The organism is Bradyrhizobium sp. U87765 SZCCT0048, from assembly GCF_018131225.1.
In the GTDB taxonomy this organism is placed as follows: Bacteria; Pseudomonadota; Alphaproteobacteria; order Rhizobiales; family Xanthobacteraceae; genus Bradyrhizobium_A.
Genome location: NZ_JAFCMM010000004.1, coordinates 660,174 through 679,615, shown reverse-complemented (window position 1 = coordinate 679,615; position 19,442 = coordinate 660,174). Strand labels below are relative to the sequence as shown.

Genomic DNA, 19,442 nt, shown 5'->3' with positions numbered 1-19,442 from the left:
TTTTGGCGGCGGAGGCAAGCCCAAACTGGCGTTCCACGGGGCCAGCGGCCGCGGGCGGACTGGATCGTCTATCGTCCGGTCGCATCGGCTGCGCCGGTGTTGTTACGCCGCGTTGCGCGTACCGTCGGCGAGCGCGCGGTAGGACAGTGCTTCGGCAAGATGCAGCCGGCCGACAGGATCGGCGCCATCGAGGTCGGCGAGGGTCCGCGCCACCCGCAACACGCGGTGATAGCCGCGCGCCGACAGCCGCAGGCTTTCAGCCGCATCGCGCAGCAACGTCATCCCCGCGCCGTCAGGACGCGCGATATCGTCGAGCACGGCGGCCGGCGCTTCGGCATTGGTGCGCACGTTCGGCATGCCGAGGGCGGCATAGCGCGCCGCCTGCCGGGCGCGCGCGGCGGCGACACGCGCGGCGACCTCGGCCGAGCCTTCCGCCGAAGGCGGCAGGATCAGATCGGCGGCCGTGACAGCCGGCACCTCGATGCGCAGGTCGATGCGATCGAGCAGCGGCCCGGAGATGCGGCTCTGATAATCGGCGGTGCAGCGCTCGCGACGGCCGCGCTTGCAGACATAGTCGGGCTCGAACGCCTCGCCGCAACGGCACGGGTTCATCGCCGCTACCAGCATGAAGCGCGCGGGATAGGTGACGCGGTGGTTGGCGCGTGACACCGAGACCTCGCCGTTCTCGAGCGGCTGGCGCAGCGAATCCAGCACGCGCGGGTCGAACTCCGGCAGCTCGTCGAGAAACAGCACGCCATTGTGCGCCAGCGAGACTTCGCCGGGGCGTGCGCGCAGCCCGCCGCCGGTCAGCGCCGCCATGCTGGCGGAGTGATGCGGCGCGCGGAACGGGCGCTGCGATGTCAGCGCGCCATCCTTGATCTCGCCGGCGACCGACGCGATCATCGAGACGTCGAGCAATTCCTGCGGCGACAGCGGCGGCAGGATCGACGGCAGCCGTGCCGCCAGCATCGATTTGCCCGCGCCCGGGCTTCCGGTCATCAGCAGATGATGGCCGCCCGCCGCGGCGATCTCGAGCGCGCGCTTGGCGCTCTCCTGGCCCTTGATGTCGCGCAGGTCCAGCGCGCTCGCCGTCTCCTGGCGGATCTTCGGCTGCGGCGGCGACAGCACCTGGCTGCCCTTGAAATGGTTGGCGAGCTGGATCAGCGACGCCGCGGCGACGATCGGCAGGTCGGCGCTGGCCCATGACGCTTCCGGGCCACATGCGGCCGGGCAGATCAGGCCTTCGTCGCGGCTGTGTGCGCCCATCGCCGCCGGCAGCACGCCCGCCACGGCTGCGATCGAGCCGTCGAGGCCGAGCTCGCCGAGCACGGTGAAGCCGCTGAGCGCGTCGGACGGAATGGCGCCGATCGCGGCCATCAGGCCGAGGGCGATCGGCAGGTCATAGTGGCTGCCTTCCTTCGGCAGATCGGCAGGCGCGAGATTGACCGTGATGCGCCGCGCCGGCAGCGCAAGGCCCGAGGCGATCAGCGCCGCGCGCACCCGCTCGCGCGCCTCGGACACGGCCTTGTCCGCGAGTCCGACGATCATGAAATTGGGCAATCCCGGCGCGACCTGGACCTGCACGTCCACCACGCGGGCCGTGATGCCCTCGAACGCCACCGTGGACACATGCTGAACCATGCCGCCCCCTCACACGCCGGGGGAAGCTAGCGGAGGGGGATGGCAGGCGCAAGAACATTAAGTGAACGCTCTTCGGCGGCGGGGGGACTGCGAGATGCGTCAGAGCAGCATCTCGGCTTGGGGCACGCTGGCGAGATTGATGGCGAGGGTGTCGGTCACGATGTCCCGCAGGCGCTTCGTGGCCGGCGCCAGCGGGCGCCGCGCGTCGTGCAGGCACAGCGTGATCGCCGGCACCGCAGGCAATCCGGCGCGGGCATCCAGAACGGCGAGGGACCGCGGCAGGCCAGCCGCCGTGCGCAGCGTGATGCCAAGACCGGCGTCGACCGCGGCCCACAGGCCGTGAAGACTGGGGCTGGTAAAAGCGGTGCGCCAGGGGATCCCGGCCTGGTCGAGCGCATCGATGCCGGCCTGACGGAAGAAGCAGGGCGGGCCATACATGACAAACGGCAGCGATCCGTCCGACATCGTCGCGGTGTCCCCTGTCGCCGGGCCGATCCATGTCATCGGCAGCCGCGCCACTGGATGGGCATCGCTGCGGGCTTCGTCGCCGAACGCGAGGGCGAGATCGAGCTGCCCCTTGTCGAGCTTGTCCAGCAGCACGGCGTTTCGATCGACGACTGCCTCGATCAGGATCGCGGGATGCGCGCGCCTGAAACGGCCGAGCGTCGTCGACAGCCAGGTTTCCGCGAGATCGCCGGGCAGTCCGAAACGCACGGTGCCCTCGACCGCGACGCCGCGTACCGCGGCGACGGCGTCATCGTTCAGCGCGAGCATCCGCCGGGCATAGGCGAGCATCACGTCGCCGGCTTCCGTCAGCGCAAGGCCGCGACCGCTCTTGCGATACAGCGCCTCGCCCAGTTGCTCCTCCAGGCGGCGGATCTGATGGCTCACGGCGGACTGTGAGCGTCCGACCTGGTCGGCAGCGCGGTTGAAGCCGCCAAGCTCTTCGGCGGCGACCAGCGTCCGCAGCACGTCGAGATCGAGGTTGATCCGGCTCATAATTCAATTTTCTGCAAGAGTCGCTGTAAAAGTATTAATTTTTATCATCTGAAGGCAAGTCCTAAGTTTTCGCGGGTCACCCACGCTCAGGACGCCCACCATGGATCCCACTCGCCTGACTGCCACCCAAGCCGCACACCTGATCCACTCAGGCCGGCTGAACCCGAGAGATCTGCTGGAGGCCTGCCTCGCCCGCATTGCCGACCGTGACCCGCAGGTCCGCGCGATGGCGTTCATCGACCCCGCCCTCGCGCGCGCGACGTCTGCTCTCCCGGGCCCGCTGCACGGCCTTCCGATCGGCGTGAAGGATGTGTTCGACACTGCGGACATGCCGACCGAACACGGTTCGTCGATCTGGGCGGGATGGCGCCCGAAGGCGGACGCAGCCGCCGTCGTCCAGGCCCGCGCCGCCGGTGCCGTGGTGGTCGGCAAAACGGTCACCGCCGAGTTCGCGATCCGCACGCCGGGGCCGACGGTGCATCCGCGCACGCTGCGGCACACGCCGGGCAGCTCGAGCAGCGGTTCGGCGGCGGGCGTCGCCGACGGTTTCTTTCCGCTGGCGTTCGGCACCCAGGCGATGGGCAGCCTGATCAAGCCCGCCGCCTATTGCGGGGTCGTCGGCTACAAGCCGAGCTTCGGGATGCTGCCGCGCGGCGGCGTCAAGCCGGTGTCCGATACGCTCGACACCGTTGGCGTCATCGCACGCAGCGTGGCGGATTGCGCTCTGTTCGTCGGCGCGTTATCCGGCGCGGATCTCGGCGATCCGGACATGCGGCCGGAGCGAGCGCCGCGCATCGGAATCTGCCGCACGCCGTTCTGGCACAAGGCGCAGCCCGAGACGCGGGCCCTGCTGGCGGATGTCGCGACGACGCTGGCGCGCGCCGGTGCCGATGTCGTCGTGCGCGATCTGCCGTCGGCATTCGACGCGGCGGAAGCCGCGTTCGCACAGGTCCTGAACCGCGAAGCGGCGCAGGCGCTGGGCTGGGAGCTCGCGCATGCGCGGGATCGCATCAGCCCGGCCCTTCGCGACCAGCTTGACGGCGGCCTCAGGGTGACGGCCGCGGCTTATGCCGAAGCGGTGATGACGCTGGCGCGGCTGCGCGACAGCGTCACCGCAACCTTCGACGATCTCGATGTTCTGGTGACGCCTGCCGCAACCGGGCAGGCGCCAGAAGGCATTGCCTCGACCGGCGACTCCGCCTTCAATTGGGTGTGGACCGCGCTGCACGGCCCCGCAATCAGCGTCCCGGCCGCCGACGGTCCGGACGGGTTGCCGCTCGGCATCCAGGTGGTGGCGCGTCGCGGCGACGACCGTGCCGCGCTCGCATGGTCACAATGGATCGCGGCAGCGCTCACCTGACATGCGCGAGCGGCGCCATCCGCAACCGCATCGACAACGAAATTCCTGGCTTGGCCCCGAAGCCAGCAATCCCGAGATCTGCAATCCCAACATCTGCAATCTCAAGACACGGAATCCCGAAACCATGAACAGCATCCTCTACACGATGATCCGCGTTGGCGATCTGGAGCGCAGCATCGCGTTCTACAAGCGTCTCGGCATGACCGAGCGGCGACGCCGCGACGTACCGGAAGGCGGATATACGCTGGCGTTCCTCGGCTACGGCGACGACGATGGTGCGGGCCTCGAGCTGACGTACAACTACGGCGTCACGCGTTACGACCACGGCACGGCCTTCGGAAACGTGGTGATTGGCGTCGCCGGCATCGTCGCCGTGTGCGATGACCTTCGCGCCGCCGGCGTGCCGATCCGGCGCGAACCGGGTCCGGTGAAGTTCGGCACCTCGGTGATTGCGTTCGTCGAGGATCCGGACGGCTACAAGGTCGAGCTCATCGAGCATCACCGCGCGGCATGACGGCGCCTGCGCGGCATCGGCGGCGGGGGGATCGCCTGCTTCAGAACACCGGGTTCAGCGTCTCGACGCCCGGCACCAGCGTGGCGTCTCGCGCCGGGATGGTCTTGGCGGTCAGGCGCAGGCCGAACACATGGGGGAAGCGCAGCACCTCGATCGTGAATGCCGCTGTCGACAGCAGGGTGGTCGTCACCGCCGAGCGCGGTGCGTAGATGCGGCCCCACAGGTCGATGCCGGTGAATTGCGGCAGCGCGCTGAGACGCAGGTTGCCGAGCGGCTGGTGGTAGGCGAGGAGCTCGCGCGCGCGGTCGTTCATCATCAGCACCCAGCCATCGGTGACATGGCCGGCGTCGTTGCTGATCGGGCTGGACACCACGATGGCGTCGGGCGCGGTGCGAAACAGGTGCTCGTAGATCTCGAGCTGGTGGTTCACCAGTTCCGAGTAGCACACCAGCATGACCTGATCGTCGGACATCGCCACCGGCAGCACCACCTGGTGCCAGATCGTGCCGGCGGGCGAGCGGGTGCTGGTGAAGCGCACGAACACGGGGGCCATGTCGCGGCTGACGCGGCGATAGATCTCGGTGAAGTCCTTGGCGACGATGCTGTCGCTGCGCGACAGCTGGGTGCCGGTGGCGTTGCGGCGCACGGCGTCCTGCAAGGCCTGGCCGATATACAGATAGACAAAATCGTCGCCGGACGGGATCACGAACGCGCACTGCTCGCGCAGCGGCTGGTTCGTCTCCTCGATCAGCCGCTGCAGCGTCAGGCTGCGGGTGGCGCTCAATGTGCGCCACTTGGCCCAAAGGTATTCGATGCCGGCCGTCGCAAGATCCCTCGGAACCGACGTGCCGTTAAAAACCTCAATGGCCATCAGACGTTCTGTCCTGAAATGCAATAAGCGGGCGCTACGTATTGGCCCGAGGCTCAGCCCGTCAAATTGAATGACACAATGTCGTCAGCAATTCATTAAGGCGACGGGAGAGGCCGCCGGAGCGGCCTTTCCCGGTCTTTCAGGCCGACCGGCGCCTCGCCTCGATCACGTCCCAGAGGCGGGCGGCGACGTCCGGGCCGCCGACCCGGGCGATGGCGCGGATGCCCGTCGGCGAGGTGACGTTGATCTCGGTCAGGTGGCCGTCGATGACGTCGATGCCAACGAACAGCAGGCCGCGGGCGCGCAGCGCCGGTCCCAGCCGTTCGCAGATCTCGCGCTCGCGCGGGCTGAGGTCGGTCGATTTCGCCGCGCCGCCACGCACCATGTTGGAGCGCAGGTCGTTCTCCGCCGGCACGCGGTTGACCGCGCCGGCGAACTCGCCGTCGACCAGGATGATGCGCTTGTCGCCGCTCTTCACCTCGGGAAGGAAGCGCTGGATCACCCACGGCTCGCGGAAGGTCACCGAGAACATGTCGAACAGCGATCCGAAATTCATGTCCTTGGGCGTGATGCGGAACACCGCCGAGCCGCCATGGCCGTATAGCGGTTTCATCACCACGTCGCCATGCTCGGCGCGGAAGGCGTTGATCTCCTCGACGTCGCGCGAGATCAGCGTCGGCGGCATCAGGTCCGGGAATTCCATCACGAACATCTTTTCCGGCGCGTTGCGCACGCTCGCCGGATCGTTGACCACCAGCGTTCTCGGATGAATGCGCTCGAGCAGATGAGTGCTGGTGATGTAAGCGAGGTCGAACGGCGGGTCCTGGCGCAGCAGCACGACGTCGAACGACGACAGCTCCGTGCGCTTTGCCTCGCCGAGGGTGAAGTGATGGCCTTCCTCGTCGCGCACGGTCAGTGCCTGCACCGGCGCCACCACGTCGCGGCCGCGCAGCGACAGCTTGTCCGGTGTGTAGTAGGCGAGGGTGTGGCCGCGGCGTTGCGCCTCCAGCAGCATGGCGAACGTGGAATCGCCGCGGATGTTGATGCGGGCGATGGGGTCCATCTGGACGGCGACGTTGAGCGTCATGGGCATTGATCCGGGCAGGAGGTGAAGGCGGTGGTCGGCGCGGCGGACATCGGCGTTCCGGCTGTGTCAGCCTGAGGCGTCGAACGCCGCCATGAGATGGCGGGGCAGTGACTTCGGCGCGATCAGGATGGCGTCGAAGCGGCAGTCGAGCTTGTCGTGTTCGGGATGGTTCATCAGCCAGGCCTGCGCCGCCGCGACGATGCGCTGGCGCTGCTGCGGCGTGATGGCGTAGGCGGCGTCATCCAGCGTCGCGCGGGCCTTGACCTCGACGAATGTGATCAGGTTGCGCCGCCGCGCCACGATGTCGATCTCGCCGAAGCGGGTGCGGAAGCGGCGGGCGAGAATACGGTAGCCCTTCGCCAGCAGGTAGGCGGCGGCGCGGCTCTCGGCCGAGATACCGGTCTGGAACGCGATCACCCGCTCGGGCGATGGCGCGTCCGCATCAGGCTTGGTCATCGGGCGTCTCCCTGGCGAGCTCGAGCGCGCGCGCGTAGATCTCGCGCCGCGGGCGGCCGGAGGCTTCCACCACGCCGGCGACGGCGTCCTTGACGCTGCCCTGCGCCAGCGCTTCGCGCAGCAGCGTGTCGATGTCGGCCTGCGCCATGTCGCGGGCGTCCGCCGCCGGCGGCCCCACCACCAGCACGAACTCGCCGCGGGTCTCGCGCCCGTCCGCCGTGGCCGCAAGCTCGGCGAGCGGGCCGCGGGCGATCTCCTCATGCAGCTTGGTCATCTCGCGGCAGATCGCCGCCTCGCGCGCGCCGAGGCCGGCGGCGAGGTCGCGCAGCGTGTCCTGCACGCGATGGCCGGATTCGAACAGCACCAGCGTGACGTCGAGCCGCGCCAGCTCGGCGATGCGCGCCTGCCGCGCGCCTTCGCGGGCGGGCAGGAAGCCTTCGAAGAAGAAGCGGTCGGTGGGCAGCGCGGCGACCGTCAGCGCCGCCAGCAGCGACGACGCGCCGGGCACGGTGATGACCTTGTGGCCGGCGGCAGCGACCTCGCGCACCAGCTTGAAGCCGGGGTCGGAGATCAGCGGGGTCCCGGCGTCGGACACCAGCGCCACCGCGGCGCCGTCGGCGAGCTGCTGCAGGATCATCGGCCGCATCTGCGCGGCGTTGTGCTCGTGATAGGGCTTTAGCGAGCCGCGGATGCCGAAGCGGTCGAGCAGAGTGCGGGTGACGCGGGTGTCCTCGCAGGCGATCATGTCGGCGCCGGCAAGGGTTTCCAGCGCCCGCAGGGTGATATCGCCGAGGTTGCCGATCGGCGTCGCGACGAGGTGCAGCCCCGCGGCAGCCTTGGGTGCCACCATGGGCTGGCCGGCGAGCAGGAAGCCGCGTGCCTCGTTGTCGGACGGATCGGTGGAGCTGGAACGGGGCCGGGCGCGCATGGCAGCAATCTAGTTCATGTTCCGAAAAAGGGGAGGGCAGGACGCTGTCGCGGTCCAGTGTCGTCCGACCGTGGCGCAAAAGCTATGCGAATATCGCGTAACTCATTGGCTAACGGTTGTTAAAATCCTTTTGCCTTGTTTAAGCAATGGACGCCAATATGCCCAAATCGCCTTTCAGATCATGGGCCCTTTTTCCGGTTCCTGATCCCGCGAGGGCAGAGAAAGACAGACGATGGTGGCCCCGAACGATCCCTTGATGCCCCGGCGTGGGCCCACCCGGCGGTCCGCGCTCGGTCTGTTCGTCGCCGCGCCGTTCGTCGCGGGCTGTTCCAATGTCGCGACCAACCTGCCCTGGCAGGACCAGGCGCCGCCCCCGGCCGGCCCCTCTGGACCGCCGCAGCAGCCCACCTCTGTGGGCACAGGCAACGTCAAGGTCGGCCTGATCCTGCCGATGTCCGGCGCAGGCAATGCCGGTGTCGTCGGCCAGTCGATGCGCAACGCCGCCGAGATGGCGCTTGCCGAATTCCAGAATCCGAACGTTCAGCTGCTGGTCAAGGACGACGGCGGCAGTCCGCAGACTGCCGGCCAGGCGGCGCAGCAGGCGCTCGACGAGGGCGCCGAGATCCTGCTCGGGCCGCTGTTCGCGCAATCGGTGCCGCCGGCGGCGCAGCCGGCGCGGGCGCGCAACGTGCCGATGATCGCCTTCTCGACCGACTCCAGCGTCGCCGGCCACGGCGTTTTCCTGCTCAGCTTCCTGCCGGAATCCGACGTCAACCGCATCGTCGATTACGCCGCCGGCACCGGCAAGCGCTCGTTCGCCGCGATGCTGCCGGAGAATGCCTACGGCAACGTCGTCGAGGTCGCGTTCAAGCAGGCCGTCGCCCGCCGCGGCGGCCGCGTCGTCGCGTTCGAGAAATACGGTGCCGACCGCACCGCGGCGGCGCGCAATGTCGCGCAGGCGCTGGGCACGGCGGACGCGCTGTTCCTTGCCGACGATGGCGATGCGCTGGTCGCGACGGCGGACGCACTGACGGTGGCCGGCGCCAATCTCAAGCGCGTGCAACTGATCGGCACCGGCCTGTGGGACAGTCCGCGCGTGTTCAACAGCGCCGTGCTGCAGGGCGGTCTCTATGCCGCGCCCGATCCGTCGGGCTTCCGTGCGTTCTCCGGCCGCTATCGCAGCAAGTACGGCCAGGATCCGGTGCGCACGGCGACGCTGGCCTATGATGCGGTGGCGCTGGTCGCGGCGCTGGCGCGCACGCAAGGCAACCAGCGCTTCTCGCAGGATGTGCTGCTCAACACCTCGGGCTTCGCCGGCATCGACGGCCTGTTCCGCTTCCGCAGCGACGGCAGCAACGAGCGCGGTCTTGCGGTGATGCGCGTGGCGTCGGGCGGCGGCCAGGCGGTGGCCGGCTCGCCGAAGAGTTTTGCGACGTAAAATCCGTCAGGCTGCGAGATCGGCGACGACGGCGTCGAGCAGCGGGAAGCCCGACTGGGTCACGCGCAGGCGTCCGCTGGCGTCGACGGTGATCGCGCCTTCCTCGCGCAATAGCGCGATCCGCGCCGGATCGAGCGAGCGGCCGGCGAGACGGGCATAGCGCTGCGGATCGATGCCCTCGACGAGGCGCAGTCCCATCAGCAGGAATTCGTCGGCGCGTTCCTCGCTGTTCAGCGTCTCGTCGGTGGTGACGCCGTGGCCGCTGGCCTCGACGCGCATCAGCCAGGTCTCGGGGCGCTTCTCGGTGGCGATCGCGCGGCGCACGCCGTCGATGTCGAGACGGCCGTGGGCCCCGGGGCCGATGCCGGCATATTCGTCGCCGCGCCAGTACACGAGGTTGTGCCGGCACTCCGCGCCGATGCGCGCGTGGTTGGAGATCTCGTAGGCCGGCAGGCCGTGCCGCGCGCAGACCTCCTGCGTGACGTCGTAGAGCGCGCGGGCCACTGCTTCGTCCGGCGTCTTGAGCTTGCCGGCGGCATGCAGTCCGTAGAACGGCGTGTCCGGTTCGATGGTCAGCTGGTAGAGCGACAGGTGCTCGGCGGCCTCGCCGATCGCCTGGGTCAGCTCCTGCGTCCACATCTGCGGCGTCTGGTCGGGGCGCGCATAGATCAGGTCGAACGAGTAGCGGTCGAAGGCGCTGCGCGCGATCGCCACCGCGTCGAGCGCCTCGCGCGCGGTGTGCAGGCGTCCCAGCGCCTTCAGCGAGGCATCGTCGAGCGCCTGCACGCCGAGCGACACGCGGTTGACGCCGGCGGTGCGATAGCCGCGAAAGCGCGTCGCCTCGACGCTGGTCGGATTGGCTTCGAGCGTGACCTCGACGTCGGGCGCGACCCTCCAGTATTTCGCGATGGCGTCGAGGATGCCGCCGACGGTCTGCGGCTGCATCAGCGACGGCGTGCCGCCGCCGAGGAAGATCGACGACACGGTGCGCGGGCCGGTGCGCGCGGCGGTGGTCTCGATCTCGCGGGTGAAGGCGCTGACATAGCGCGCTTCGTCGACCGGCGCATGGCGGACATGGCTGTTGAAGTCGCAGTACGGACACTTCGACAGGCAGAACGGCCAGTGCACATAGACGCCGAAGGCGGGTGTCGCGTCAGCCAAGGTTCGGCTCTCCAAGGCACAGCTGCTGCAGCTTCACGAAGGCGCGGGCGCGATGGGACAGCCCGAGGCCGAGCGGCGGCAGGCCGTGCTTTTCGATGCTCGTCATCTCGCCGAAGGTGCGGCTGTGGCCGTCGGGCAGGAAGGCGGGGTCGTAGCCGAAGCCGGCGGTGCCGCGCGGCGGCCACACCAAAGTACCGTCGACCGTGGCCTCGACCTCCTCGAGGTGGCCGTCGGGCCAAGCGACGCACAGCGCCGACACGAACCGCGCGGTGCGCTTGTCGGGCGTCGTGGCGCCGCGCTCCTGCAGCAGCCGTTCGACGCGCGCCATCGCGCCGGCGAAATCCTTGGAGTCGCCGGCCCAGCGCGCCGAATAGATGCCGGGGGCGCCGTCGAGGGCATCGACCACGAGGCCGGAATCGTCGGCGAAGGCCGGCAGGTTGGCGGCCGTCGCGGCGGCCTGGGCCTTGAGCGCGGCATTGGCGCGGAAGCTGTCCCCGGTCTCCTCGGGCTCCACCAGGCCGAGTTCGCCGGCGGACACCGCGTCGATCCCATTGGGCGCCAGCAGCTCGCGCATCTCGGCGAGCTTGCCGGGATTGTGGGTCGCGATCACGAGGCGTCCGGTGATTCGGCGGTGCATCAGCGAATCCTATCATGTTCCGGGCGGCAGGGGCCGCGCCGGACGTTCAAATCAGCCCGTTATCCGTGGGGAACAGGGCCGGCGGGGCCGTCAGGCCACCGCCATCTTCTGCAGGTCGACCAGCCGGGCGACGCCCTTCTGGGCCAGTGCCAGCAGGTTCAGGAACTCGTCCTGGGTGAACGGGGTCTTCTCGGCGGTGCCCTGCACCTCGACGATGCGGCCGTCGCCGGTCATGACGAAATTGGCGTCGGTGTCGGCTTCCGAATCCTCGGCGTAGTCGAGGTCGAGCACCGGCGTGCCGTTGTAGATGCCGCAGGACACGGCGGCGACATTGCCGCGCAGCACCTCGCCGCGGATCATGTTGCGGGCCTTCATCCAGTTCAGGCAGTCCGCCAGCGCCACCCAGGCGCCGGTGATCGAGGCGGTGCGGGTGCCGCCATCGGCCTGGATCACGTCGCAGTCGACCGTGATCTGGCGCTCGCCGAGGGCTTCGAGATCGACGATGGCGCGCAGCGAACGGCCGATCAGGCGCTGGATCTCGACGGTGCGGCCGCCCTGCTTGCCGGCTGCCGCCTCGCGGCGGGTGCGCTCCAGGGTCGCGCGCGGCAGCATGCCGTATTCGGCGGTGACCCAGCCGCGGCCCTGGCCCTTGAGCCACGGCGGCAGGCGCTCTTCCAGCGTTGCGGTGACCAGCACATGGGTGTCGCCGAATTTCACCAGGCACGAGCCCTCGGCATATTTGACGACGCCGCGCTCCAGCGACACGGGGCGCAGTTCATCGGGCGCACGACGGCTCGGCCGCATGGCAGTTCCTCCAGAAAACCGGGATGGTTCGATCTGGGGCTGCTTTTAGGGGGGCGGGCCCGATGCGGCAAGGGCCGACCCGGCGCGGCGCCCGTGGAGCCATGCAAACTCTTGAAACTGCCGCCGAATATGGACAAATGAAGGGATCGCCGGTGCCCGGGTTCGGCAGTCGCGTCGCTTCACGATCGATGTGATTGCGAATGTCCGAACCATCGGGGACACTGACAAAAGACGAGATTCTCGTGTGGTTTCGGATCCGACATGCGCCGGGACGGCGGGCGGCCCGATGGAAGGGATGTCTGATCCACCGCACAAGGGGAGCCTGCCGTGGCGCACCACGATCCGATCAGTCACCTGATTACCCCCAACCAGGGGCTCGCCCAGCTCAACGAACGCTCGCGCGATATTTTCCGCCAGATCGTCGAGAGCTATCTGGCGACCGGTGAGCCGGTCGGCTCGCGCAACATCTCCCGCCTGATCACCCTGCCGCTGTCGCCGGCCTCGGTGCGCAACGTCATGTCCGATCTCGAGGCGCTGGGGCTGATCTATGCCCCGCACACCTCGGCGGGGCGGCTGCCGACGGAACTCGGCCTGCGCTTTTTCGTCGACGCCCTGATGCAGGTCAGCGAGCCCGGCGACTCCGAGCGGCAGTCGATCGAGGCGCAACTGGCGGCGATGAACCGCGCCCAGTCGGTCGAGGCCGCGCTGGAAGAAGCGCTGACCCGGCTGTCGGGCCTGTCGCGGAGCGCCGCGGTGGTGCTGACGGCGAAGTCCAACGTGCGCCTCAAGCACATCGAGTTCGTACGGCTGGAGCCGACGCAGGCGCTGGTCGTGCTGGTCGCCGAGGACGGCCAGGTCGAGAACCGCGTGCTGGCGCTGCCCCCGGGCGTGCCGGCGTCGGCGCTGACGGAAGCGTCGAACTTTCTCAACGCCCATATCCGCGGCAAGACGCTGGCGGAAACCCGTGCCGAGCTGGAGACCGCCCTGGCGCAGAGCCGCAGCGAGCTCGACGCCCTGACGCAGAAAGTCGTCGCCGCGGGCATCGCCAGCTGGTCGGGCGGCGCCACCGACGAGCGCCGTCTCATCGTGCGCGGCCACGCCAACCTGCTCGGCGACCTGCATGCGATGGAAGACCTCGAGCGGGTGCGCAACCTGTTCGACGACCTCGAGACCAAGCGCGGCGTGATCGACCTGCTGGGACGCGCGGAGAACGCCGACGGCGTGCGCATCTTCATCGGCTCGGAGAACAAGCTGTTCTCGTTGTCGGGCTCCTCCACCATCGTCGCGCCCTACCAGGACGGCGCCGGCCATATCGTCGGCGTGCTCGGCGTGATCGGGCCGACGCGGCTGAACTATGCCCGCGTCATCCCGATGGTGGATTATGCGGCGCGCGTCGTCAGCCAGATGCTGGGCAAATAGTCCGCATTCCCGAACCTGCAAAATTCGGCGGAACGGGCGACCTGCGGGTTCCTTCCGTTCAGGAACTTGATTTTCTGCGACAGAGCCCTGATATGCGGCTGGAGATCAGATCGCATTTTCGTGAAAAGGCGGAGTAATGACCGAAGGCAACGGCCAGAAGAATCCGGATGACCTGACCCAGGACAATGCGACGGCCCAGCCGGCCTCGCCGAAGCCCTATGTCATGCCGGACGAACCGGAGGCGGGATCGGCGGAAGCGCTGGCGGCTGAGGTCGCCGAGGCCAAGGACCGCGTGCTGCGCACCCTGGCGGAGATGGAGAACCTGCGCCGGCGCACGGCCAAGGAAGTCACCGACGCGCGCACCTACGGCATCGCCAATTTCGCCCGTGACGTGCTCGACATTGCCGACAATCTGCAGCGCGCGCTCGACGCGGTGCCGGCGGCGGCGCGCGAGTCGGCCGATCCCGGATTGAAGGCGCTGATCGACGGCGTCGAGCTGACCGAGCGTTCGCTCCACGCCACGCTGGAGAAGAACGGCGTCCGGAAGCTCGATCCGGCGGGCCAGAAGTTCGATCCCAACTTCCAGCAGGCGATGTTCGAGGTGCCGGATCCGTCGGTGCCGGCGGGCACCGTGGTGCAGGTCGTGCAGGCCGGCTACACCATCGGCGAGCGCGTGCTGCGCCCGGCGCTGGTCGGTGTCGCCAAGGGCGGTCCGAAGGCCGCGCCGACCACCGACGTCTCGGCCTGAGCGGCCGCAAGACCCGCTCCAAAGTCGACAAGCGCCGCAGTTTCTGCGGCGCTTTTGTTTTGGAGGGGCGGAACTGATGGCGCGCAGCCGGCGCGCGTGGCCGTTGCGATCGCGCGCCGCGCGTTCAGGTCGCTGTCGTCTGCGGCGGCTTCTTCCAGGAAATGACGGTGCCGTTGCCGTCGACGATGTAGTTGGTGGCCGGGTCCTTGAAGATCGCCGCGTTGTGGTTGTAGGACGACGTCCCGTTGATGGAGCCGCCGCCCTCGCCGCCCTGAAGAATCCAGCTGTTGTGGAAATTCAGGTCTGGAATTTCGCTGGCGCTCTGGATTGTCACGGCGCGGTTCTGAATGGCCTCGGCGAACGCCAGATAGTTCTTGTCCTGCAGTTGCTGTGCGCCCTCGATGTAGGACTGGCCCTGGGTCTTGTACCAGTTCTCGATCTCCGCAGGTGTGGAAGGAGCGGTGATGACGTCGTGCAGGGTTTTGGAGAAGCTGCTGTATGTGCCGTCGGCGTTCTTGTTCGCCGCGAACAGTGACTTCAGGTAGTCGTCCAACTGGTCGAATGTCGCGGTCGTGTTGCCTGCCGTCAGCCGCTCGAACACATCCTGGCCGGTGTTGGCGCCGGGCTTGATGGTGTCGCCGCCCTTGCCCTTCAGGGTCTGGATCAGCGCCTGCAGTCGCTGTGCGACGACCTGATCGATCTTGTTGCGGGCGAGCAGAGCCTTGGCCTGATCGGACAGTTCGACCATCGTGGCTGGAGCGCTGCCGGAAGCGGCCGATCGCGCGGCCGTGCCTGTGGATGGCGCGTCGGGGCTGGTCGGGACGTTAGAACGGAGCAACGAGAGGAGTGCGTCGCTCGCGGACGAAGGCGCAGCAGCAACCGTGCTCATGGTGCAGTCCTCGGCAGGGCTGAAACACGCATCGATGGGAAAATGCAGGATTGCCGCGTTTCAGCAATCGATAGAAACACGATGATTGAGAGCTGTTTTCGTTAACGGCGGGTTAAGCGCAGCCGCGCTGTCGGACTGTGTTCGCGAGGATGCCGGGGCGACCGAGAGCGAAATACCGGCAGGCCGCCGGCGCGCGGTCTGCCGATGGTTTTCGCGCGCGCGGCCACAGCTTAACAGCCGATGCGCGCCTTGCGATCGGGCCTGATCGATCGCAGGGCGACAGCCCGGGCGTGGCCGACCTCGGGCTTTGCCGCCTAAACTGTGATGTCCGCCGACTGGATGCGCTTGACGCCGGCCTTGCTGGTGTCGTGCCAGGCCTTGGCGAGCGAGCCCTTGGTATCGATGCCGCGGCAGGCGTCCTCGATGATGTAAGTCTCGAAGCCGGCCTTGCGGGCATCGAGCGCCGTCCAGGCGACACAGAAGTCGGTGGCGAGGCCGGTGACGAACACCCGCTTGAGCTTGCGGGCCTTGAGATAGCTGCTGAGCCCGGTGCTGGTCTTGCCGTCGGCTTCCATGAAGGCCGAATAGCTGTCGACGTCCTTGTGAAAGCCCTTGCGGATCACGAGCTGGGCCTGGGGGATCGTCAGATCCCTGGACAGGGCCGCGCCGTCGGTGCCCTGCACGCAATGGTCGGGCCACAGCACCTGCTTGCCGTAGTCGAGATCGATGATGTCGAACGGCTTCTTGCCGGCATGGGTCGATGCGAACGACACATGGTCGGCCGTGTGCCAGTCCTGAGTCATCACCACGTTGCTGAAGCTTTTCGCCAGGCGATTGATCACCGGGATCACCTGGTCGCCGTCCTTCACCGCAAGACTGCCGCCGGGCAGGAAGCAGTTCTGCACGTCGACGACGATCAGCACCGAGGCGTCGTCGATCCTGATCTTGTCCGCCGCAAACGCACGTGCCGTCATGCCTGCCACCGCTGCCCCACCCAGTCCGCCGAGAAGTTGCCGTCTGTCGACCATCGCAAGCCTCCGCCCATGTGAATGACCGCGGGATCATCCATCAGCGCGGCGGCGAATCTCAAGTGCAAAACATGGTCAGGCCGCGATGGGTTCGGCGGCAGCGGGCAGGCGGCATCCTGCCGGAACGGCCAGCGCTCAGCGCGAGCCGATACCGTCGCGCACGGCGCGAAACCGCGGAAACGCCGCCGGCCACTCGTCACGCTTGGCGCTGGCCACGATCCGCAGCGTGGTGTTGCCGCCACCGAAGCGCAGCCACTGGATCACGGTCACCGGGGTGTTGTCCTTGCCGGTCACCGCCTCGAGGCGGGTCTCGTAGCCCGGCGAGCCCTCGATCCGCAGTGGCTCCGACGAGGTGATGCGGGCCTCGCGCAGGCCGGGCAGTGCGGCGATGATCTGCTGGGCGAAGCGGCCGCGGTCGTCCGGCGTCGCCGGCCCGCTGCCCATCACGCCGATCAGCATGTAGGCCGCGGTGTCGACGCTGCTCTGGTCGTCCTCGGCATCGGTCAGCAGCACTGTCGTGCCAGCCGGAATGGTGCGCATGGTCTTGAAGCCGCCGAGCTCGCTCATCTTGAACGGCAGGCGGTCGAGTTGTTCCTCGGCCGGCACGTTCTTTCGCAGCGCGACGCTCGCCAGCATCCTGCGCACGGCGTCGTCGGAATAGGCGGCCTTGTCGGTGTCGGGCACCTGGGCCGCGACATAGCCGGAGAACGCCGGGCCGGCGATGATGACCGAGAACCGCCGCACGCTGGCGCCTTCCTCGGTCGCGGTCTCGCGGGTGATGTAGGCCTTGTTGCCGCTCTCCAGCTCGAACGGCTCGAGCTTGGGGCGGCTGCCGCCGGTCTGATTGGCCTTGAACGCGGCGTCGATCGAATCGAACGCGTCCCGGGGCAGCTCCGTCACCACCACCTTGACGCGCTGGTCGGTCGCTTCGAAACCCGGAAAACTCGCCGCCGGCGTCAGTCCCTCCAGCGGCACGAGCCCGACCCGGGTGCCTTTCGGAAAGGTCGGGTCGGCAGCCAGCGCCGGCGACAGCATGGCGAACGTGGCGAGAACGAAGGCGAACGGCCGGAGAATTCTCATGTCGGGTCTCTTGGGATTGCAATGAGGCCGTTCGATGGTGGCTTGGGGCGGGCCCCTGGCACCGGGTTCGAAAGCGCCTCCTCCGGCCGGCTGTGCCGCCGGGCGGCGGAATCGATCCCGCCACCTTAGCAACGGCAGAGCGCACCGAAACGTTAATTCGGGCCGGGCCGACCCGATGTCGCGGCGCGGCCGAACGTCCCGCCGTCGTCTCCGGGACAGCGCCTCCCGGGCTGCCGCAGGAACGCTGTTCCACGTTCCGTCAAGACTTGCATTGCGCCTAAATTTATTGACTTTTCGCCGCGCGCCACGCGGCAGTCCTTGCGGGCCGCACCCCCCCTCCTATATGAGGCGGAGCGCCGCATGTCGCGGAGAATTGATCAATTAGGGGGTTCGGTGCGGGGTGCCGTCAGGGCCCAGCCAACCTGCCGCAAAAGAAGGATTGAAGGACCATGGGAAAGGTCATTGGTATCGACCTCGGCACCACGAACTCGTGCGTCGCCGTGATGGATGGCAAAAACCCGAAAGTCATCGAGAACTCGGAAGGCATGCGGACGACGCCGTCCATCGTCGCCTTCACCGATGATGGTGAGCGTCTGGTCGGACAGCCGGCGAAGCGCCAGGCGGTGACCAATCCCGAGCGGACCTTCTTCGCGGTGAAGCGCCTCATCGGCCGCCGCTACGACGACCCGATGGTCGAGAAGGACAAGGGTCTCGTTCCCTACAAGATCGTCAAGGCCGGCAACGGTGACGCCTGGGTCGAGGCCGATGGCAAGACCTATTCGCCCTCGCAGGTGTCCGCCTTCATCCTGCAGAAGATGAAGGAGACCGCGGAAGCCCATCTCGGCGCCAAGGTCGACCAGGCCGTCATCACCGTTCCCGCCTATTTCAACGACGCCCAGCGTCAGGCCACCAAGGATGCCGGCAAGATCGCCGGTCTCGAGGTGCTGCGCATCATCAACGAGCCGACCGCGGCCGCGCTGGCCTACGGCCTCGACAAGGCCAAGTCCGGCACCATTGCGGTGTACGATCTCGGCGGCGGAACCTTCGACGTCTCGGTGCTCGAGATCGGCGACGGCGTGTTCGAAGTGAAGTCCACCAACGGCGACACCTTCCTCGGCGGTGAAGATTTCGACATGCGCCTCGTCAGCTATCTCGCCGACGAGTTCCAGAAGGAGCAGGGCATCAACCTGCGCAACGACAAGCTCGCCCTGCAGCGCCTCAAGGAAGCTGCGGAAAAGGCCAAGATCGAGCTGTCGTCGACCACCCAGACCGAAATCAACCTGCCGTTCATCACGGCGGACCAGACCGGTCCGAAGCATCTGACGATGAAGCTGACCCGCGCCAAGTTCGAAGCGCTTGTCGCCGACCTCGTCGAGAAGACCATCGAGCCGTGCCGCAAGGCGCTGAAGGATGCCGGCCTGTCCGCCGGCGAGATCAGCGAAGTGGTGCTGGTCGGCGGCATGACCCGCATGCCGAAGATCCAGGAAGTGGTGAAGCAGTTCTTCGGCAAGGAGCCCCACAAGGGCGTCAACCCGGACGAGGTCGTCGCTATCGGCGCCGCGATCCAGGCCGGCGTGCTCCAGGGCGATGTCAAGGACGTGCTGCTGCTCGACGTGACCCCGCTGTCGCTGGGCATCGAGACGCTGGGTGGCGTGTTCACCCGCATCATCGAGCGCAACACCACGATCCCGACCAAGAAGAGCCAGGTGTTCTCGACGGCGGAAGACAACCAGAATGCCGTGACCATCCGCGTATTCCAGGGTGAACGCGAGATGGCCGCCGACAACAAGATGCTGGGTCAGTTCGACCTGATGGGCATCCCGCCGGCACCGCGCGGCATGCCGCAGATCGAGGTCACCTTCGACATCGACGCCAACGGCATCGTCAACGTGTCCGCCAAGGACAAGGCGACGAACAAGGAACAGCAGATCCGGATCCAGGCATCCGGTGGTCTGTCCGAGGGCGACATCGAGAAGATGGTCAAGGACGCCGAGGCCAATGCGGCCGAGGACAAGAAGCGCCGCGAGGCGGTCGATGCCAAGAACCACGCCGATGCGCTGGTTCATTCGACCGAGAAGGCGCTGGCCGAGCATGGCTCGAAGATCGGCGAGACCGATCGCCGCGCCATCGAGGATGCCGTCAGCGACGTCAAGGAAGCGCTGAAGGGCGACGACGCCGAGGCCATCAAGGCGAAGACCAACACGCTGGCCCAGGCGTCGATGAAGCTCGGCGAGGCGATGTACGCCCAGCAGTCCGAGGGTGACGCCGCGGCCAAGGCTGCGAAGGACGATGTCGTTGACGCGGAATTTACCGAGGTCGACGACGATAAGACCAACAAGAAGTCAGCGTAATCCTCATATCCAATGACCTCCCCCTTCTCGG

At 67.7% G+C, this 19,442-nt stretch carries 18 protein-coding genes; 6 read left to right on the top strand and 12 right to left on the bottom strand.

The window, feature by feature from the left end; all coding sequences use genetic code 11:
• Positions 1–102: 102 nt before the first annotated feature.
• Both JQ639_RS25955 and JQ639_RS25950 read right to left on the bottom strand, forming a co-directional pair.
• Complete coding sequence (locus tag JQ639_RS25955) at positions 103–1,641, bottom strand: YifB family Mg chelatase-like AAA ATPase (protein WP_211968695.1); 1,539 nt, start codon at positions 1,639–1,641, stop codon at positions 103–105.
• 99 nt (positions 1,642–1,740) lie between these two features.
• Positions 1,741–2,640, bottom strand: a complete 900-nt coding sequence (locus JQ639_RS25950) for a LysR substrate-binding domain-containing protein (protein ID WP_211968696.1) — start codon at positions 2,638–2,640, stop codon at positions 1,741–1,743.
• Positions 2,641–2,740: 100 nt separating this feature from the next.
• Here JQ639_RS25950 and JQ639_RS25945 point away from each other — a divergent pair, with 100 nt between their 5' ends.
• The gene (locus JQ639_RS25945) at positions 2,741–4,000 is read left to right on the top strand and encodes an amidase (protein ID WP_211968697.1); all 1,260 of its coding nucleotides are present in this window, start codon (positions 2,741–2,743) and stop codon (positions 3,998–4,000) included.
• 124 nt (positions 4,001–4,124) lie between these two features.
• Entirely contained in the window at positions 4,125–4,514 is a 390-nt protein-coding gene (gene gloA / locus JQ639_RS25940; protein ID WP_211968698.1) for a lactoylglutathione lyase, read from the top strand.
• A 40-nt stretch (positions 4,515–4,554) separates the two neighbouring features.
• Here the strand turns inward: gloA and JQ639_RS25935 are convergent, their stop codons facing one another.
• The 4 genes from JQ639_RS25935 to rsmI all read right to left on the bottom strand — a co-directional run bounded on the left by JQ639_RS25935 (position 4,555) and on the right by rsmI (position 7,856).
• On the bottom strand, positions 4,555–5,385 hold the full coding sequence (locus JQ639_RS25935; RefSeq protein WP_211968699.1) for a hypothetical protein: 831 nt from the start codon (positions 5,383–5,385) through the stop codon (positions 4,555–4,557).
• A gap of 139 nt (positions 5,386–5,524) precedes the next feature.
• Positions 5,525–6,472: a glutathione synthase gene (gene gshB, locus JQ639_RS25930; protein ID WP_211968700.1), complete on the bottom strand. Its 948-nt coding sequence runs from the start codon at positions 6,470–6,472 to the stop codon at positions 5,525–5,527.
• Positions 6,473–6,538: 66 nt separating this feature from the next.
• Positions 6,539–6,928 carry a YraN family protein gene (locus tag JQ639_RS25925; protein ID WP_211968701.1) on the bottom strand — a complete coding sequence of 130 codons (390 nt, stop codon included), beginning with the start codon at positions 6,926–6,928 and terminating at the stop codon, positions 6,539–6,541.
• Positions 6,915–7,856, bottom strand: coding sequence for a 16S rRNA (cytidine(1402)-2'-O)-methyltransferase (gene rsmI, locus JQ639_RS25920; RefSeq protein WP_211968702.1), 942 nt, complete (start codon positions 7,854–7,856; stop codon positions 6,915–6,917). Before rsmI ends, JQ639_RS25925 begins: the two co-directional genes overlap by 14 nt.
• A 232-nt stretch (positions 7,857–8,088) precedes the next feature.
• Here rsmI and JQ639_RS25915 point away from each other — a divergent pair, with 232 nt between their 5' ends.
• Positions 8,089–9,294: a penicillin-binding protein activator gene (locus JQ639_RS25915; protein WP_211968703.1), complete on the top strand. Its 1,206-nt coding sequence runs from the start codon at positions 8,089–8,091 to the stop codon at positions 9,292–9,294.
• Between the two features lie 6 nt (positions 9,295–9,300).
• Here the strand turns inward: JQ639_RS25915 and hemW are convergent, their stop codons facing one another.
• The 3 genes from hemW to rph all read right to left on the bottom strand — a co-directional run bounded on the left by hemW (position 9,301) and on the right by rph (position 11,896).
• Positions 9,301–10,455: a radical SAM family heme chaperone HemW gene (hemW, locus tag JQ639_RS25910; RefSeq protein ID WP_249123433.1), complete on the bottom strand. Its 1,155-nt coding sequence runs from the start codon at positions 10,453–10,455 to the stop codon at positions 9,301–9,303.
• Positions 10,448–11,092, bottom strand: coding sequence for an RdgB/HAM1 family non-canonical purine NTP pyrophosphatase (gene rdgB / locus JQ639_RS25905; protein ID WP_211968705.1), 645 nt, complete (start codon positions 11,090–11,092; stop codon positions 10,448–10,450). The genes hemW and rdgB overlap by 8 nt, the downstream gene beginning before the upstream one ends.
• Before the next feature lie 90 nt (positions 11,093–11,182).
• Positions 11,183–11,896: a ribonuclease PH gene (rph, locus tag JQ639_RS25900; RefSeq protein ID WP_211968706.1), complete on the bottom strand. Its 714-nt coding sequence runs from the start codon at positions 11,894–11,896 to the stop codon at positions 11,183–11,185.
• A gap of 327 nt (positions 11,897–12,223) precedes the next feature.
• On the opposite strand from rph, the gene hrcA reads away from it, so the two are divergent.
• Entirely contained in the window at positions 12,224–13,315 is a 1,092-nt protein-coding gene (gene hrcA / locus JQ639_RS25895; RefSeq protein ID WP_211968707.1) for a heat-inducible transcriptional repressor HrcA, read from the top strand.
• A 136-nt stretch (positions 13,316–13,451) separates the two neighbouring features.
• Positions 13,452–14,063, top strand: a complete 612-nt coding sequence (gene grpE / locus JQ639_RS25890) for a nucleotide exchange factor GrpE (protein ID WP_211968708.1) — start codon at positions 13,452–13,454, stop codon at positions 14,061–14,063.
• A 124-nt stretch (positions 14,064–14,187) separates the two neighbouring features.
• Here the strand turns inward: grpE and JQ639_RS25885 are convergent, their stop codons facing one another.
• The 3 genes from JQ639_RS25885 to JQ639_RS25875 form a co-directional block, all read right to left on the bottom strand.
• Complete coding sequence (locus JQ639_RS25885) at positions 14,188–14,811, bottom strand: hypothetical protein (RefSeq protein ID WP_249123434.1); 624 nt, start codon at positions 14,809–14,811, stop codon at positions 14,188–14,190.
• A gap of 455 nt (positions 14,812–15,266) precedes the next feature.
• A complete protein-coding gene (gene pncA / locus JQ639_RS25880; RefSeq protein WP_211968710.1) occupies positions 15,267–15,980 on the bottom strand; it encodes a bifunctional nicotinamidase/pyrazinamidase in 714 nt (237 codons plus the stop codon).
• 135 nt (positions 15,981–16,115) lie between these two features.
• A complete protein-coding gene (locus JQ639_RS25875; protein ID WP_211968711.1) occupies positions 16,116–17,060 on the bottom strand; it encodes a hypothetical protein in 945 nt (314 codons plus the stop codon).
• A 449-nt stretch (positions 17,061–17,509) separates the two neighbouring features.
• Here JQ639_RS25875 and dnaK point away from each other — a divergent pair, with 449 nt between their 5' ends.
• A complete protein-coding gene (gene dnaK / locus JQ639_RS25870; RefSeq protein ID WP_211968712.1) occupies positions 17,510–19,411 on the top strand; it encodes a molecular chaperone DnaK in 1,902 nt (633 codons plus the stop codon).
• Positions 19,412–19,442 lie beyond the last annotated feature (31 nt).

Bases quoted from the DNA above. Each gene is read 5' to 3' on its own strand.
- dnaK (WP_211968712.1), top strand. From the start codon at position 17,510: ATGGGAAAGGTCATTGGTATCGACCTCGGCACCACGAACTCGTGCGTC.
- JQ639_RS25925 (WP_211968701.1), bottom strand. From the start codon at position 6,928: ATGACCAAGCCTGATGCGGACGCGCCATCGCCCGAGCGGGTGATCGCG.
- JQ639_RS25875 (WP_211968711.1), bottom strand. From the start codon at position 17,060: ATGAGAATTCTCCGGCCGTTCGCCTTCGTTCTCGCCACGTTCGCCATG.
- rdgB (WP_211968705.1), bottom strand. From the start codon at position 11,092: ATGCACCGCCGAATCACCGGACGCCTCGTGATCGCGACCCACAATCCC.
- JQ639_RS25915 (WP_211968703.1), top strand. From the start codon at position 8,089: ATGGTGGCCCCGAACGATCCCTTGATGCCCCGGCGTGGGCCCACCCGG.
- grpE (WP_211968708.1), top strand. From the start codon at position 13,452: ATGACCGAAGGCAACGGCCAGAAGAATCCGGATGACCTGACCCAGGAC.
- JQ639_RS25955 (WP_211968695.1), bottom strand. From the start codon at position 1,641: ATGGTTCAGCATGTGTCCACGGTGGCGTTCGAGGGCATCACGGCCCGC.
- rsmI (WP_211968702.1), bottom strand. From the start codon at position 7,856: ATGCGCGCCCGGCCCCGTTCCAGCTCCACCGATCCGTCCGACAACGAG.
- gshB (WP_211968700.1), bottom strand. From the start codon at position 6,472: ATGACGCTCAACGTCGCCGTCCAGATGGACCCCATCGCCCGCATCAAC.
- JQ639_RS25945 (WP_211968697.1), top strand. From the start codon at position 2,741: ATGGATCCCACTCGCCTGACTGCCACCCAAGCCGCACACCTGATCCAC.
- JQ639_RS25935 (WP_211968699.1), bottom strand. From the start codon at position 5,385: ATGGCCATTGAGGTTTTTAACGGCACGTCGGTTCCGAGGGATCTTGCG.
- JQ639_RS25885 (WP_249123434.1), bottom strand. From the start codon at position 14,811: ATGGTCGAACTGTCCGATCAGGCCAAGGCTCTGCTCGCCCGCAACAAG.
- JQ639_RS25950 (WP_211968696.1), bottom strand. From the start codon at position 2,640: ATGAGCCGGATCAACCTCGATCTCGACGTGCTGCGGACGCTGGTCGCC.
- gloA (WP_211968698.1), top strand. From the start codon at position 4,125: ATGAACAGCATCCTCTACACGATGATCCGCGTTGGCGATCTGGAGCGC.
- pncA (WP_211968710.1), bottom strand. From the start codon at position 15,980: ATGGTCGACAGACGGCAACTTCTCGGCGGACTGGGTGGGGCAGCGGTG.
- rph (WP_211968706.1), bottom strand. From the start codon at position 11,896: ATGCGGCCGAGCCGTCGTGCGCCCGATGAACTGCGCCCCGTGTCGCTG.